19 protein-coding genes are annotated in these 16,233 nt (G+C 45.6%); 2 read left to right on the top strand and 17 right to left on the bottom strand.

Translation table 11 applies throughout. The features are described 5' to 3' along the window. Positions 1–5 precede the first annotated feature (5 nt). Positions 6–3,569: a Calx-beta domain-containing protein gene (locus A4E54_RS14475; protein WP_240083992.1), complete on the top strand. Its 3,564-nt coding sequence runs from the start codon at positions 6–8 to the stop codon at positions 3,567–3,569. A 189-nt stretch (positions 3,570–3,758) separates the two neighbouring features. Here A4E54_RS14475 and A4E54_RS15970 read toward each other — a convergent pair whose 3' ends face one another. The 3 genes from A4E54_RS15970 to A4E54_RS15830 form a co-directional block, all read right to left on the bottom strand. After that, positions 3,759–4,349, bottom strand: coding sequence for a Tn3 family transposase (locus A4E54_RS15970; protein WP_282442351.1), 591 nt, complete (start codon positions 4,347–4,349; stop codon positions 3,759–3,761). 31 nt (positions 4,350–4,380) lie between these two features. Further along, positions 4,381–5,553, bottom strand: a complete 1,173-nt coding sequence (locus tag A4E54_RS15965; protein ID WP_286726523.1) for a Tn3 family transposase — start codon at positions 5,551–5,553, stop codon at positions 4,381–4,383. A gap of 151 nt (positions 5,554–5,704) precedes the next feature. Then, positions 5,705–5,827, bottom strand: a complete 123-nt coding sequence (locus A4E54_RS15830) for a DUF2922 family protein (protein ID WP_312038098.1) — start codon at positions 5,825–5,827, stop codon at positions 5,705–5,707. 101 nt (positions 5,828–5,928) lie between these two features. On the opposite strand from A4E54_RS15830, the gene A4E54_RS15960 reads away from it, so the two are divergent. Further along, positions 5,929–6,249 (top strand): 4Fe-4S binding protein, encoded by a 321-nt coding sequence (locus A4E54_RS15960; protein WP_240083991.1) that lies wholly within the window; start codon positions 5,929–5,931, stop codon positions 6,247–6,249. Positions 6,250–6,364: 115 nt separating this feature from the next. Here A4E54_RS15960 and A4E54_RS14445 read toward each other — a convergent pair whose 3' ends face one another. From A4E54_RS14445 to A4E54_RS14380, 14 genes are all read right to left on the bottom strand, one after another. Continuing rightward, positions 6,365–6,763, bottom strand: a complete 399-nt coding sequence (locus tag A4E54_RS14445) for an iron-sulfur cluster assembly scaffold protein (protein ID WP_240083990.1) — start codon at positions 6,761–6,763, stop codon at positions 6,365–6,367. 398 nt (positions 6,764–7,161) lie between these two features. Beyond that, complete coding sequence (locus tag A4E54_RS14440) at positions 7,162–7,563, bottom strand: iron-sulfur cluster assembly scaffold protein (RefSeq protein WP_240083989.1); 402 nt, start codon at positions 7,561–7,563, stop codon at positions 7,162–7,164. A 34-nt stretch (positions 7,564–7,597) separates the two neighbouring features. Next, positions 7,598–8,941, bottom strand: coding sequence for an aminotransferase class V-fold PLP-dependent enzyme (locus tag A4E54_RS14435; RefSeq protein ID WP_240083988.1), 1,344 nt, complete (start codon positions 8,939–8,941; stop codon positions 7,598–7,600). 146 nt (positions 8,942–9,087) lie between these two features. After that, complete coding sequence (locus A4E54_RS14430; protein ID WP_240083987.1) at positions 9,088–9,294, bottom strand: 4Fe-4S dicluster domain-containing protein; 207 nt, start codon at positions 9,292–9,294, stop codon at positions 9,088–9,090. Positions 9,295–9,456: 162 nt separating this feature from the next. Further along, positions 9,457–9,924 carry a C-GCAxxG-C-C family protein gene (locus tag A4E54_RS14425; RefSeq protein ID WP_286726547.1) on the bottom strand — a complete coding sequence of 156 codons (468 nt, stop codon included), beginning with the start codon at positions 9,922–9,924 and terminating at the stop codon, positions 9,457–9,459. 219 nt (positions 9,925–10,143) lie between these two features. Then, positions 10,144–10,431 (bottom strand): hypothetical protein, encoded by a 288-nt coding sequence (locus A4E54_RS14420; protein ID WP_240083985.1) that lies wholly within the window; start codon positions 10,429–10,431, stop codon positions 10,144–10,146. Positions 10,432–10,916: 485 nt separating this feature from the next. Then, positions 10,917–11,108 carry a hypothetical protein gene (locus tag A4E54_RS14415; protein ID WP_240083984.1) on the bottom strand — a complete coding sequence of 64 codons (192 nt, stop codon included), beginning with the start codon at positions 11,106–11,108 and terminating at the stop codon, positions 10,917–10,919. Positions 11,109–11,132: 24 nt separating this feature from the next. Then, a complete protein-coding gene (locus A4E54_RS14410; protein ID WP_240083983.1) occupies positions 11,133–12,053 on the bottom strand; it encodes a permease in 921 nt (306 codons plus the stop codon). A 49-nt stretch (positions 12,054–12,102) separates the two neighbouring features. Beyond that, positions 12,103–12,402, bottom strand: coding sequence for a PadR family transcriptional regulator (locus A4E54_RS14405; RefSeq protein WP_248286008.1), 300 nt, complete (start codon positions 12,400–12,402; stop codon positions 12,103–12,105). 334 nt (positions 12,403–12,736) lie between these two features. Then, on the bottom strand, positions 12,737–13,153 hold the full coding sequence (locus tag A4E54_RS14400) for a SoxR reducing system RseC family protein (protein WP_286726520.1): 417 nt from the start codon (positions 13,151–13,153) through the stop codon (positions 12,737–12,739). A gap of 375 nt (positions 13,154–13,528) precedes the next feature. Next, positions 13,529–14,323 carry an arsenite methyltransferase gene (locus A4E54_RS14395; RefSeq protein ID WP_286726519.1) on the bottom strand — a complete coding sequence of 265 codons (795 nt, stop codon included), beginning with the start codon at positions 14,321–14,323 and terminating at the stop codon, positions 13,529–13,531. Positions 14,324–14,359: 36 nt separating this feature from the next. Next, positions 14,360–14,590, bottom strand: coding sequence for a hypothetical protein (locus A4E54_RS14390; protein ID WP_240083980.1), 231 nt, complete (start codon positions 14,588–14,590; stop codon positions 14,360–14,362). Positions 14,591–14,836: 246 nt separating this feature from the next. Further along, positions 14,837–15,901 (bottom strand): ACR3 family arsenite efflux transporter, encoded by a 1,065-nt coding sequence (gene arsB / locus A4E54_RS14385; RefSeq protein ID WP_240083979.1) that lies wholly within the window; start codon positions 15,899–15,901, stop codon positions 14,837–14,839. A gap of 1 nt (position 15,902) precedes the next feature. Continuing rightward, positions 15,903–16,233, bottom strand: a 331-nt coding sequence (locus tag A4E54_RS14380; protein WP_286726516.1) for an ArsR/SmtB family transcription factor, incomplete at its 5' end; no start/stop codon positions are given.

Below are 16,233 nucleotides of genomic sequence, written 5' to 3'. Positions count from 1 at the left end.
AAAGAATGATTCCAAAACTGAAGCTTATAAAAAACATACTATTTTTCTTTTTGTTCTGCGTTGCCTGGTTGAATCCTTTTCAAATTAAACCGTTGTTCGCAGCTACGCAGACGTCATTTTCAGCTGTTACGTACACGGTAGCGGAAAACGCGGGCACCGCGACGATCACGGTCTACCGGAACGGCGGCTCCACTGGACCGGTGACGGTTGATTACGCCACCAGCAACGGAACAGCCCGGGCCGGCACCGACTACACGGCCGCCAGCGGCACTTTGACCTTTGCCGACGGTGATACCAATGAGTCTTTCACCGTGCCTATTATAGATAACGACGCCAAGGAACCAACCAAAACAGTCAAGCTCACCTTGAGCAACCCGACCGGCGGCGTTGCCCTCGGCTCTCAGAAAACGGCTGTCTTATATATTACTAATGACGACGAGTCCAACGGACAGCTTGAGTTTTCCGCCGCCGCCTATACTGTAGGGGAAGACGAAGCGACCGGATACGCAACGATTACAGTCAACCGGAACAACGGTTCCCATGGGGCGGTAACGGTTAACTACGCCACTGCCAACGGAACGGCCAAGGCCGGCACGGACTACACGGCCGCCACCAATACGCTGACCTTTGCCGACGGTGATTCAGCTGCAAAAACATTCACCGTACCTATTATAAATGACACCGCCTATGAATCGACGGAAACAGTCAAGCTTACCCTGAAAAGCCCGACCGGCGGCGCCACCCTCGGCTCCATGAGAACGGCTGTCTTAAACATTACCAACGACGACGCGTCTCCCGGTCAGTTTGAATTCTCCGCTTCCACTTACACGGTTGCGGAAGACGTATCAGGTGGAACCGTAACCGTCGAGGTTTACCGGAACGGCGGCTCCAGCGGGGAGGCGACGGTTAACTACGCCACCAGCGACGGAACGGCCAAAGCCGGCACGGACTACACGGCCGCCACTGATATTCTGACCTTTGCCGACGGCGAGACTATACAGACGTTTGAGGTTACTATTACAAATGATGAATTTTACGAGCCGACGGAAACAATCAAGCTCACCCTGAGCAACCCGGCCGGCGGCGCCACCCTCGGCTCCCCAAAAACGGCTGTCTTGCGGATCGCCAGCGAAGATTCTTCCAACGGCGAGATGGAGTTTTCCCTCACCTCGTACAATGTGATGGAAGATGCGGGCACCGTAACCGTCGAGGTTAACCGGAACGGCGGCGACAACGGCCCGGTGACGGTTAACTACGCCACCAGCGACGGAACGGCCAAGGCCGGCACGGATTACACAGCGGTCAACGATACTCTGACCTTTGCCGACGGTGATACGGCCGCAAAAACATTCGACGTGCCTATTTTAAACGACAGCACCTATGAGCCGACCAAAACGGTCAAGCTTACCTTGAGCAGCCCGACCGGCGGCGCCACCCTCGGCTCACAGAAAACGGCTGTCTTGAACATCATCAACGACGATGAGTCCAACGGACGGCTTGAATTTTCCGCCGCCGCCTACACCGTGGCGGAAGACGCGGGAACCGTAACGGTCTCGGTCTACCGGACCGGCGGCTCCAACGGGCTGGTGACGGTTAATTACGGCACCACCAACGGAACAGCCAAGGCCGGCGTGGATTACACAGCCGTCAACGATACTCTGACCTTTGCCGACGGTGACACGGCCGCAAAAACATTTGACGTGCCTATCACAGACGATACCGTCTATGAGCCGACGGAAACGGTCAAACTCACTTTAAGCAGCCCGACCGGCGGTGCCACCCTCGGCGCCCAGAAAACGGCTGTCTTGAACATTGCCAACGACGACGCGTCTCCCGGCCAGCTTGAGTTCACTGCTGCCTCATACACATTTGCGGAAAACGCGGGAACAGTTGCGATTGCGGTCTACCGGAGCGACTCCAGCGGCGCGGTGTCGGTTAACTACGCCACCAGCAACGGAACGGCCAAGGCCGGCACGGACTACACGGCCGCCAGCGGCACTCTGGATTTTGCCGACGGACAGACCACCAATACATTTAACGTACCTATCATAGATGACGGCACCTACGAGCCGGCGGAAACGGTCAAGCTCACCCTGAGAAATCCAACCGGGGGCGCCACCCTAGGCACCCAGAAAACGGCTGTCTTGAACATTGCCGACGACGATAACAAAGGGCTGTTTGAATTTTCCGCCGCCACGTACACAGTAGCGGAGGACGTTGTCACAGCCGAGATCACGGTCAGCCGGAACGGCGGCTCCAACGGCGATGTGTCCGTGGTATGCTATACCAGCAACGGAACGGCCAAGGCCGGCACGGACTATACGGCTACCAGCACCACTCTTAATTTTGCCGACGGCGATACTACTGAAACGTTCGACGTGCCTATTACAAACGACGGCCTGTGTGAATCAACGGAAACGGTCAAACTCTCCTTGACCAGCCCGGCGGGTGGAGCCATCCTCGGCGCGCTGAAATCGGCCGTGTTGTATATTACCGACGACGACGCTTCCAACGGCCAGCTTACTTTTTCCGCCGCCACGTACACAGTAGCGGAAAACACCGGAACGGCGACGGTCACGGTCAACCGGGAGGGCGGCGACAGCGGTGCGGTGACGGTTGATTACGCCGCCACCAACGGAACGGCGAGGGCCGGCGCGGATTACACCGCCACCAGCGGCACCCTGACCTTTGCCGACGGAGATTCAGCCGCAAAAACATTTGACGTGTCTATCACAGACGACGGCCTGTATGAAAAGACGGAAACGATCAAGCTCAAATTGAGCAGCCCGACCGGGGGCGCCATCCTGGGCCCCCAAAAAACGGCTGTCTTGAATATTACTGATGACGACTGCAAAGGCGAACTTGAATTATCCGACGCCGCATACACAGCAGCGGAGGATGCCGGAACGGCTGCAATCACGGTCGAACGGAGCGGCAGCACCAGCGGAGCGGTGACAGTCAATTACGCCACCACCAACGGGTCAGCCAAGGCCGGCGCGGACTACACGGCCGCCAGCGGCAGTCTGAGCTTTGCCGACGGAGAGGCTTCCAAAACATTCGACGTGCCTATTATAGACGACAGCTTGTACGAGCCTGCGGAAACAGTCAAGATTACCTTGAGCAGACCGACAGACGGCGCCACTCTGGGAGCCCGGAAAACGGCTGTTTTGAGCATAACCGACGACGACGAGTCCAACGGTCAGTTTGAATTTTCCGCCGCTTCGTACACGGTGGCGGAAGACGAAGCGACCGGATACGCAACGATTACAGTCAACCGGATCGGCGGCGACCACGGGGCGGTCACGGTAAGATACGCCACCAGCAACGGAACGGCCAAAGCCGGCGCCAGCGCGGACTACACGGCGGCCAACGGCACCCTGAATTTTGCCGACGGAGAGACTTCGCAGACGTTTGAGGTAGATATTAATAACGACGACTTGAATGAGCCTACGGAAACGGTCAAGCTCACCTTGAGCAGGCCAGCCGGGGGCGCCGCTCTCGGCTCCCAAAAAACAGCGCTATTAAGAATTACCAACGACGACTCGGCAACTGGCGAGATAGAATTCTAACAATTAGTATATTATGAAATTGGTTTTTGAAAATGTAAAACCTGCCGGCTCCTAATAGGAACGGCAGGTTTTAAACTTTCATGCAGCTCATATCGGGGTATCGCCAACATTTTAACGAGAATATACTCTAAGACATAAATTACCAGCTAAATCGCTGGTTTCTTTACTCTAAGATATATATTACCATTTTTATATAGTGGTCTGCAGTGGCCTCAACGAATCCAGCGTTGTTGTGTTTCGTAAATCAAAGGTGTATTCTCCCAGGAAGTTAATGTGTTCCCATGCAAGAGGGGAAACGTGCGGCAGTAGTTCTTTAACCCTTTCGTCTGTTTTTAACTGCTTAGTCGCTTCTGTGAGATAAACCGTATTCCAAATGCTAATAGCATTAATCAGTATATTTAAGGCACTGGCTCTTTGTAATTGATCCTGTAGGGCACGTTCGCGAAAATCACCTTGTTTCCCGAAGAATATAGCCCGAGCCAGGGCGTTCATGGCTTCGCCTTTGTTTAAGCCTTTCTGTATCCGCCGACGCATGGCTTCACTGGAAATGTAATCGAGAATGAAAATAGTCTTTTCAATGCAGCCCATTTCTTGTAGAGCATCCGTTTCGTGGTGCAGTAGCCCATCAATAATATGAATTGCGTCCCGGGCGTTGGTATTAATAATTTTTGTGTAGAAAGCGGAGAATTGGTCACTGGTAAATCTGTATATGGTGGCACCTTTGCCCGATCCGTAGTGAGGGTTTGCATCGGCGCGCAGCGCCGACACACCAATTTGCATTCTCATTCCGTCAGAAGACGATGTGCTTCCATCACCCCAAAAAGAGGTAGGGCCAACTTATGATGGAAATTGACCAACGTGGCCTGTGCCGGTTCATCGCATCTTCATACATTCTCCATTGGGCTACATTGGCCATCTGGCGATATGAAACGCCTGGTGTGGCTTCGGCCATTTTAGTCAGCCCTATATTTGTTCCCATGGCCATGAGAGTAGCCATAAGTACCGGTTTTTCTTCCTCATGAGGGGGCTTGCCGGTGGAAGCATGGATAAATTGATTCTCAAAGCCTGCCCAACTGGATACCTCAATGAGCAGTTCAGTCAGCTTGATTCGTGGAAGCATCCCGTACAGGCTTAAACTGAACTGCCTTGCTTCATCGGGAACGTTTTTCTCCAGCCTTTCAACATGGATCTTGCCTTTTTCCAAACTTACTCCTTCAAGGTCCTTGATGTTTTTGCTCATCCAGTTCAGGCGGCTTAGGAGAGCGTTGGTGCGTTCCTCTAAATATTCGTCAACTGATAAGCTAACAGCAAGCCTGGTGCCGGCAGTGCGGGCTATCTCCCATTCTTCCCGTGAGAAAATGTATTCATCAAAGTCCTTATGCTGCCGGCTGCCCACGATTGAAACATCTCCGGAACGGACTGAATTTCTCAACTCCGTGAGCGCGGCCATCTCGTAAAAACGGCGGTTAATGTTCCCGTCTTCATCATAAACATGTTTCTGCCATCGACTGCAGGATATGAAATCTAACGGTGCGTCTTCCGGAACCTTGCGCTTCCCTGTTTCATTCATTTCCCGGATCACGTCGAGAGCTCTAAGTAAAGGTTCTGTAGCTTTCGTGCAACGAAACTCCAAAGCTTTTAATAGAGTGGGAGTATACTTCCGGAGGTAGGAAAAACTATTCTCCAATAAATCAAGGAAATCGTAATCAATAGGCCGCGACAGTTTTTTGGCTTCCTCAACCGAGGATACGAAGTTATCCCAGGGCATTACGGATTCTAATGCCTCATACGGATCTGTTCCCTCATTCCTGGCCCTTATCAATGCATCGCCCAGGTTGGCAAAGTGAACCACTTTTTCATTGATGGATTTACCATTTTTCTTTTGTATTTCATCCTGAGTTTTTTTGCCCTTCTTCTGAAGGTTTGATATTAACTTATCATGAATTTTAAAAGCCTGGTCAATCAGATCCTGGCTTAAATCCATCAGGTATGCAACCAACATGGCATATTTTTTAGAGTCCTTGAACCTCCGGAAAAGAAATGGTTCATACCTTGCCCCAAGCCGGGACAACTGACGCAGACGGTTAGGGTGAATCCCCTTGGTATCGAAGTTAAGATTTAACTGCCTAATATACTTAAGTTGTGGTATAAGCTTTGTTATTCTTTGTTTGATCGTTGTACTTGGACACCAGATCGCCGTCGGCGTTACCGAAAATGTTTTTGGCAATAATCAGGTCCATCGCGGCCACCACCTCCACCTCGGTCAGGGTATTCTTGGGTTTGTCCAGCGAAATGGTGGTCCGGGTTCCCGCCTGGCACTTCCGGCGGTGAGCGCCTTTTATACACTCAATTTTACCGGATGCACGACCTACACTTCAAGCTCCGTGGTCAAAAACGAGATGCGGATCGCGATTCCGGCTATGGGGTGTGCTCTTATCGTCAGTGCGATCTTTGTTTTGTCAAGGAAATTGATCTGGTGGGAAGATTTATTAAAGGTTTCAGCTACCTGCACAATGTTGCCACGCTGGAGTTGTATCCAGAGAAATGTATTGGCTGTGGCTGGTGTTTAGAGGTCTGTCCACACCAGGTCTTCCCACTCGTAAAAAATAAGACACATCACCGATTTCAATGCCTGCATGGAATGTGGCACCTGTGCCAGAATTTGCCTGCCCGCTATTGATGTCGGGATCGGTTGCGCATCGGGACTCATCAACGAATGGTTTCTTGAACAAAGTTACTATAGTTCCCTTAAGAAATGCTGCGGATGAGAAATTGCTTCAGGTCAATTGATCAATCTATTCTGTTTGTGTTTTATAGCGAAGGATTTCCCCGTTGAACAATTCCAACAAGAACTTGGCTTTTTCTCGCATTAATTCGTCCTCGCATCCCAGAAATTGAGAAAACGCATCCTCTTTTATAAGGGCGGCCTCGTCCAAAGTCTTCCCTTTCACCAATGTACAAAGAATCTCTATGGCTACGTTGGTTGTTGGATCGCTGATACATTCATACTTGATATCAGAAATAAGGTTATCGACCACCTGGATATAGAGATACAAGAAATCGTCCGTATTTCCACAGACGGGGCTGACTTCTCCGAAAGTTTTCAGGGAAATGGATGCATTTTCGAGTTTACCTATATATTCAAATCCCGTTTTTAATAATCTATGGTAATAAGTCATAACTGCTTCGTGCATTTCGTTCTCCTCCTTTATTCGCTTGACTTAAATCTCAGATATAGCCGCGCTCTTTGGATATCACATCCAGCGTTTCTGGGAATATTCGACATTCATCCATGGTATTGTAGAAGTAGCAGGAAACCTTAGCAAAAACTATATAACAGAGCAGGAGCTGCAGCAAATGCAACTCCTGTTGATACCCATCAACCGCTTCAGCATAGACGAACTACCGATTTCAATGCCTGCATGGAATGTGGCGTCTATACCAGGAATTTTCCTGTCCCCGCTATACGTGTTGATGCCGGGATCGGTTTACGCATCGGGGCTCATCAGCGAATGACTTTTTGAACAAAGTTTCTATATTTCCCTTAAGAAATGCTGCAGATGAGAAATTGCTTCAGGGCAATTGATCAAATCTATTCTGCTTGTGTTTTATAGCGAAGGATTTCCTCGTTGAGTAATTCCAGCAAAAACTTGGCTTTTTCTTGCATTCCTTCGTCCTCGCACCCCAGAATTCGAGAAAACGCATCTTCTTTTATTAGGGCAGCTTCGTCTAAAGTCTTCCCTTTCAACAATGTACAAAGAATCTCTATGGCTACGTTGGTTGTTGGATCACCGATACACTGATACTTGATATCAGAAATGAGGTTGTTGACCACCTGGATATAAAGATCCATGAAATCGTCCGTGCTTGCACCACAAGCGGCGCTGACATCTCCTAAAGTTCGCAGGAATATAGATGGATTTTCGAGTCTACCGGTATACTCGGATCCCGTTTTTATTAATCTCTGGTTATACGCTATAATATTTTCGTGCATTTCGTTCTCCTCCTTTGTTCACTTGACTTAAATCTTAGATATAGCCGCGCTCTTTGAATATCTCATCCAGCGTTTCCAAGAATATCCTGCACTCATCCACGGTATTGTAGAAGTAGCAGGAAACCCGGTACACCATTCTATGCTCACTGTGTGATATGGGGCGGGTCCATTCCGGTCCGAACTTCTCGTTAAAATAGGAATGCACACAGAAAACACTGTCCCTGATCATAACGTTATTCTTTTCGCTGAGATCAACGGCCATCCCCACCGCATTCGGCCGTTTGACCTCGAAGGTCAAGATTCCGCCCCTTTGTGACGCATCTTGTGGGCCGACGATTCTGAACCATCCCGTATCCCCATAACGGTTCATCAGTTCCTCGGTCAGAAAACGGTTCAAACCGGCCTCATGGTCCCTTATCCTGTCCATTCCAATCTGCTGCAGGTATTGGACAGTTATTCCTGAGGCAATCTGGGCGGGGTAATTCTGGATTCCTGCTTCGAATCTATACGGCGGAAGCATAAGGGCGTAGGAATGATATGTCGAATCGGCGACCGTTCCACCGCCCAGGATGACAGGCGCGACCACATGATCTGCCTCATCCTCTTCATGGGGATTCTGTCCAAGAAGTTCTTTTTTCCCATAAAGCACACCCACCCCTCGTGGCCCACACATCTTATGAAGTGAAAAAGCCAGGAAATCGACGTCCAGGTTCTGAACGTCAATCGTTTGGTGGGGCACGGCCTGAGCGCCATCAAGGAGTACCAGGGCACCGTATTGATGTGCTATTTTGGTTATTTCTCTTGCAGGAATGGTATAACCGGTTACGTTTGACGTGTAGGAAATACTGACCAATCTGACCCGGCCAGTTTTCATCTTCCGCTCGAAAGCATCGAGGTCAAAGTTATCCTGATCATTGGGTAATGTAAAATCAACCTTGATACGTCCTGCTTTCTGCAACTTCAGCCAGGGAAGCAAATTCGAATTGTGTTCCTTATCGGTCAGTAAAACAACATCCCCGGGCTGGAACGGGAAACCAAGCGCCACCGTGTTGAGGGCATGAGTTGTATTGAGGGTAAAGATGATTTCTTTTTCAGAACCGGCGTTGATAAACTCGGCTATAATCTGTCGTGAGCCCTTTATGCCCTTTCCGGGATTTCCTTCAATTCGTTCGGAAACCTCTTGGGCAAACCAGTGACGGCTTCTTGTGCCGCTGCATGAGGGATATTCCATATAATACTCTTGAATTGACTCAATGACCTGTCTGGGCACCAAGGTTGTGCATGCATTATCCAGGTAAATGGGAGGTTTCCCCTTTCGCTGTCTCTTAAGTGAGGGAAAGTCTTCTCTACATTCCTCAATGGATTTTCTGCTATCCATGCTTTCCACCTCGTCCTGGTAACTCTTGATAATTATATAGAAGGATCTCTGATGATGGGCGATGCCATTAAGTCTGTATCACCCCGCCCCTTACAGCAACTGCGAGTTCCAAGGAACCCACAGTTGCTGTGTAATTTAATTATGTTCTACTCGGTTAATATTATTGAGTTAGTTGGGCAACTTTCTTCACATGCGCCGCAATCAAGACAGGCATCGGGGTAGACAACTGTCGAAATTTCTTTGATTTCAAATACCTTGGGCTCTGCCGGACACAATTCATAGCATGTTGCGCAAGCAATACACGTCTCACCATTTACAACTGGATAAATGCTGTAACCCCAAACATGCGGCATATTGCTGACCTCCCTTTTTCTGCCCTTACCAATTTGAACCTTTATTACTGTTAACCTCGGCATAAAAATAACCTTACTTTGTCCCCCTTATCGGCAGACTTGATGTGTAGGTCTGAATGTACGCTTGTGGCTGCAAATGCTACGCAAAAACTTTCCAAGATCTCAGTCTTCCTTAAGTAACTCTTCCAAGATTTCAACAGAATCCTGTACGAATTTAGGGCACACGGAGGTAAAGAGGTTCTTATCTATAGCATACTTTATCCCTTCAGAAGTACTAATGTCACATTTTATTAAATCCTTGCAAATTGTAGATCCGTTTAGTGTTTCAAATCTCTTAATAAATTCCCGCGCAACAGCATAAGACTTTTTCATAGCTTTATAATTTTTTGCGTTTATGTCCGCATATTTTAGCCCTATTACCATGAAGGCGCCATTAACAGCACCGCATGTGCCGCCTGTATGGCCTACTCCACCCCCAAAAGCGCCGGCTACCCTTATAGCTTTTTCTTCCTCCATACCTAACTGTGGAGCAAATGAAGCAAGGACAGCCTGAGAACATTGAAATCCATTACTAAAAAGTGATAAAGCTGTTTCTAATCTACTCGTAAAATAAACCCTCCTAAAAAAAATCTTCGGTTGTTGTAATTTTGTTATTTTTAGTTGTAATATTAATTACCGTTAATTAATATTACGGGTTGTTAAAAAACTGTATGAGGCAGGAGTGATGCTGTCCCCTACAGTTTTTTTCTTAGAAAACCGCTTTCTTATTGTGATTATTTTTTCTGAGCGAAACCACTCAAACAAATTTATTCTGTTTTACCAAAACAGAAGAGGTTATTATCATGTGTCTCAACATACTAGGCTCTGATCAAATTCCATGGCCTTTTTCACTGTAGATGGATCAGCTATATAGTTTCTATATGCCAAATATAGAGCCCACTCGTATTGCCTTTCCGCACTTTTAGGGATATAGTTTGTTCTCCCGACTATTTCCAATAGTTTTTTAGAAGCTTGATCACCCTTTAAGCCAAGTTTCAATACCTCAAGAAAAGCTCGTTCTACTCCAGCCAATCCTATCATATCTCCACCGACATCTATCTTAAATATTTTTGATGCATTAGGAACACTACTGCTCATATCTGATTATCCCCCCCTTCTTTTTAAAATGTCAAATTAAAGGAATATCCAGCCATTATTTATCTATTAAGTTAAGTTCTTTAACGTCCAAAAATACCTGTTCCAGCCCTAACAACCTCGTCATGTCGTCGCCAACTTTTAGTTTATAAACTTTTGATGCGTCTAGATTACAACAACTGCCCATGTATTGATCCTATCCTTTTTTAATTCTTATTTTATATACTAGTATAAGCTGATTATTTTAACAATTTGATTTTACCTTGTCATCTTTAGAAACATTTTTATTATTATCTTCTTTGTCCACCTGGACAATTTTCATGTCACATCATCCTGAAGATGACTTAAGATTTTTTAAAAAGCCAAACGACCCTTTCTTTTCCTCTTTTTCTTTACTCATTTTCAAAACTCCTCCGGCGTTCGCCTTGTTATTAGCCTCTAGCTATATAGTTTTTATATTCTTGAGGAGAGCTACCCTGTATTCAATTTCAGCACTTTCCGGAACATAATTTCTTCGCTTCCACTATTTCCAACAGTTTTTCAGCAACTTCTTGACCCATTAAATTAAGCTCCCTTACATCCAGAAAAGCCTGTTCAACTCCGGTCAATCCCACTACTATACCACCAACGTTCAGCTTATAGATCTTGGGAGCATCGGGATCACAACATTTTTTGCCCATTTATACACCTTACCCCCTTTCGTTTTATAATATTGGTTGCAGAATTTGAAAAATGAATCCGGACAGTATGGCTACAACGAGAATCGTGACTGTAAAAGTAGCTACCAATTTCGGTTTAAAAATGGATGCCAGTAATGTTAATTCAGGAATACTGGCCCCGGCACCACCGATTATCAATGCCATTATCGCTCCCAAACTCATGCCTTTCGCCAGCAACACCGTACCAATGGGAATCATGGTTTCAACTCGAATATACATTGGAATCCCAATGGCGGCAGCGACCGGTATGGCAAATAGGTTGCCTGGTCCGGCAACTTTAATAATAAATTCCTCAGGCACAAAGCCGTAAATAAACGAACCGATACCGGCACCTATAATTAAATAAGGAACAACCTGTATAAATAAACCCCATGTTTGTAAACTGGCACGTTTTACCTTTCCCTTATTGGTTAACGGTCCATCAGTTTTTTCAGTTTCCTCACAGCAACCATATTGTATCCGCACATTTTTATATGTGCTGGCTAGCCCCACTCGCTCCCATAATGCACCGAAAAACACTGATGCGACAAAAGTCAATATCCCGTATAGTATTGTAAATTTCCATCCCATCATAGTTAAAAATAAGGTAAGTATAACGGGGTTGAGAAGAGGTGAAGAGATAAGAAAGGACATAGCCGCACCAAAAGGCGCTCCTCCATTTAGTAAACCAACTAGTATGGGAATAGTGGAACAGGAACAAAAAGGTGTAACTGCCCCTAAAGTTGCTCCGAGGATATTCCCCAGCCATTTTTGGGGTTTTGCAAGATACTTCCGAATAGTTTCTTCGGTGATAAACTCTTGGAGCAAGGCAATAAGGAAAGAGATACCGACGAATAATGCCAGCAGTTCACCACAAATCACAAGAAAATACTTTCCGGCAGTGATTAGATTATTTAACTGAAACATTAAGACACCCCCGTTCTGATAAAACACACCAAGGATTGCTTTTCGAAAGCTATTGTTTTATAGCCTCAAGAATGTACTTAGCTGTTACCCCCCAGGCTTGAGCTGCTACTTGATAAGCATTCTCTCCTTTAGGTGTTAGGGTATAAATCTTTCTTTCGCGACCGGAAACAACTTGGGTAGTCAATTCAACTAATCCGTTATCCGTGAACTCCCGTAAGACTGGGTAAAGGCTTCCCTCAGTAGGCGCACAGCATCCATCAGTAAGACAAGACACTTGTTTGGTAATCTCATAACCATGTAGTGGTTGCCGATGAAGTACCTGCAAGATAAAGAAACGGGAAAGACTCATTCTAATTAAGCTTTCCCAGTATTCCTGGCATTCGTATTTTATATTAAACACCTCCGCATGAATAATAGGGCTATACATATAACCTAAATGCATTATACGGTTATGCATTAATTTTTGTCAATAAAAATATGTTAAGAAGTAAGAAAATTACTAAGATAAAAGCTCACTCTAAACCTTTATCCTCTTCACTTTGGAGACTCTGTGAGGTATTGTAAACAATATTTTCAAGGTTGTAATGCATATTGATAAATATACGATAATAGTTTTATCCCGGCATGAGTCCTCTTCCGATAAATATGATAATTTGGGTTCTTCAGGTTCCCAGTCTTGATGTTTACTTTTCAGATATAACATCTGTAATGACCGGAATCATTTTGGTTTTGATAGACCTGTCATAATATTTTATATATAAAAGTGTCAGAATAAATGCAACGATACTCGTACTAACCTCAGATAATAACGCTGGAAATCCAAACTCTTGCGAAATCAATACACCGATCAAGAAACCCATAAACGTTGTTAGTAGAGGTAACAAGAAGGCAATAAAGGCTGCTATTAACATATTGTCTTCAGGTATCTCAATAATAACCCTTTGACCCACTGTAGCATCAACCGGATTGTAAACATCCGTGACCGAGGCTCTATCTACGAGGCATGCCTCGCAGCATTCACAATCACTGTCCCTGCCCACTTTTACTTTCGCTATTCTACCATCTAAAGCGATAACGATGCCTTCTGCTTCCTTTTTCACTTGCCCGCCATCCTTTAATAAAATTTTTGTTATATTTGTATCTAATGTACCATCTCCAATATTGATCCTAGCGTACTAGATATTACCTGGCATTATACGGCACTGAGCATGGAGACCGTTTTAAAAAGTTGTTATGCAAGTAAGACTACGAATGACCTTCCTAGATGAGTGACGTACAAAAGAAGTAGGAGAACTCAAAAATATAAATTGCAGCATAATTTAACGAATCAAGGGATTATGAAAAAGGTAGTCATACCTGGAAAATCAATGTTTCCCAAGTATGACTGTTAGCCATATTATTAACTAAAAAACTACGATACCATATTTACTTTTACTTACTTTATGACCTCATTTAGACTACTTTACCAGTTAGCTTTATTCTTTCTTTGCTTCTATAATAAAAGAAGCGACGTAGTCTTCAATATGCTTGCCAGGCATCCATTTTTCTATAATTTCTCTGCTGTTATCTTTCGGCTGTAATTTAATATCCTTAAAACCTGTGCTTTTAAGTTTTGCTCGTATGTCTTCCACGTATTCAGCTCCACCAACGCAGCACGCAATCAAAGCCAAATCCTGTTTTATTTCTTGAGTTAATTGTTTAGTGGCCACAACATCTGATATTGACAGCCTTCCACCGGGCTTAAGCACCCTGAAAGCTTCTTTAAATACTTGCATTTTATCAAGAGATAGGTTGATTACACAATTTGATATAATCACGTCTACAGATGCGTCGGCTACTGGTAAATGCTCAATTTCTCCTAGTCTGAATTCAATATTGGCATAGCCACTTTTTTCAGCATTTTTTCTCGACAATTTAATCATTTCCAGTGTCATATCCACGCCGATCACAAGCCCGGCCTCACCCACGCGCGCTCTGGCAAGGAAACAATCAAAACCTCCGCCGCTGCCGAGATCAAGTACGACTTCACCTTCTTTAAGGCCGGCAATTGCAATAGGGTTACCGCATCCTAATCCCATATTCGCTTCAGGCGGTACATTTTTTAAATCGCTTTCCGTATAGCCGATGTCAATAGACGCTTCATTCACGTCCAATGGAATGCTTTCACAACCGCATCCGCCACCACAACAGCCCCCACCTGCGTTTTTTAACGCGACATCAGCATAATTCTTCCGAATAAATTCTCTAATTTCTTCATTATTATCCGGCATATTTACACCCCATTAATCATTAATGAATAATTCTTGTTATTCTACAAGTTCGCTTACTACTTCCGAAATCATAGCTATTGAAAATCCACCATGGAAGCGTGGTTCACCGTTAATCACAGTCAAAGGGAGCCTTACTCTATCCAAGATCTTAGTAATATCGGGATAATTCTTCATCTCTTTACTTTGCACATCCACGTAAGTATATTGGATGGCCTCGCCAAAATTTTTCACAAGAGATTCTTTCAAATCTTCAGCTTCTTCTTGCATTGTCTTTGTAGGACCGCAACATGCGGCCTCCGGTGATGGGTCTCAGCAGCCGCCGGAAGGCATAGGCGCATTAGTTCCGAATATGGCTACACTGACTTTTTTCATTGTCAAATCCCTCCATGATTAATAAAATATTTTTGGCAAATTGAGACGGAAGCATGTCCATCACTATTTGGACAGGTTAGATCTTCATGAAAACCACACTTATGTATTTATTTTGCAGTTCATTGGAATCTTTTTAGGTAATTACCTTGCCCCCTGCATTTCATTTGCAAAATACTTGCGTTTGAACCCAAGAGCAATGTTAACCAGCCCAATCATTACAGGTACTTCAATAAGAGGCCCGATGACCGCGGCAAAAGCCTGGCCGGAATCAATGCCGAATACCGCCACGGCCACCGCTATAGCCAGCTCAAAGTTATTGCTGGCGGCCGTGAAGGCGAGCGTCGTGGCCTGACCGTAATTGACTCCGGATGACTTACTAAGGAAAAATGACAGGAAAAACATTATAACGAAGTAAACAAGTAGTGGTACGGCGATTCTAGCCACATCCATCGGCAAGGTTATGATATAGTTGCCTTTCAAAGAAAACATCACGATGATAGTAAATAATAGGGCGATCAAAGCAAGTGGGCTAATCTTGGGGATAAATTTTTTCTCATACCATTCTTTGCCCTTGGCCGGCATCAAGGTAAATCTGGTAATCACACCACCTAAGAAAGGAATACCGAGGTATATCATCACGCTTTTAGCCACTTCACCCATGGAAATATGGATGGCCATTGATTTAATCCCCAGCCACTGGGGCAAAAGAGTGACAAAGAAGTAGGCGTAAACCGAGAAGAAAAGCACCTGGAAGATTGAGTTTAGGGCCACAAGCGCGGCTGCGTACTCCGCATCCCCTTTGGCCAAGGAGTTCCAGACAATAACCATGGCAATGCACCGGGCCAAGCCGATGATAATAATGCCCACCATATATTCCGGATAACTTTGCAAAAAGATGATTGCTAAAAAGAACATCAACACCGGCCCGATAATCCAGTTCTGCAGCAAAGAGAGTCCCAGAACCTTGACGTTTCTAAATACATTGCCGATTTCTTCGTACTTTACCTTGGCAAGTGGCGGGTACATCATCACAATTAGGCCGACGGCAATGGGAATCGAAGTGGTGCCAACCTGGAATTCTCTTAGCAGGTTCGCCACTTCCGGCATAACATAGCCCAATCCCACGCCAAAAAACATAGCCAGAAAGATCCACACTGTTAAAAAGCGGTCGAGTAAGGAGAGCCTTCCTAAGGCTTTTTCCGACATACTACTGTTTACCTCCTCTTCTCTTTATTATGATTTTTTCTTCATCAATCATTTTTTCGCAAACTTCGGGGTCGAAACCCATTTCTGTGCAAAGATTAGGATTTTGTCTGAGCTGCGATGGTTTCGGCAGGGAACAGGAAAAACAAGAAAGCTCATCAAGAAAACAGTCCAACTGCTTATAAAATTCCCTGATACCATCTTTATTCAAAGTATAGAATACAATTTTTCCCTCCTTTTCACTATTAATCAGCCCCGCCTGTTTTAAGATTTTTAAATGGTGCGCAATGGCCGGCTGCGACAAGCCGATGGCCTGAATAATCTCACATGCCCCC

This window comes from Pelotomaculum sp. PtaB.Bin117, assembly GCF_002067195.1.
In the GTDB taxonomy this organism is placed as follows: Bacteria; Bacillota; Desulfotomaculia; order Desulfotomaculales; family Pelotomaculaceae; genus Pelotomaculum_D; species Pelotomaculum_D terephthalicicum.
This window is presented reverse-complemented; position numbering and strand designations above follow the sequence as displayed.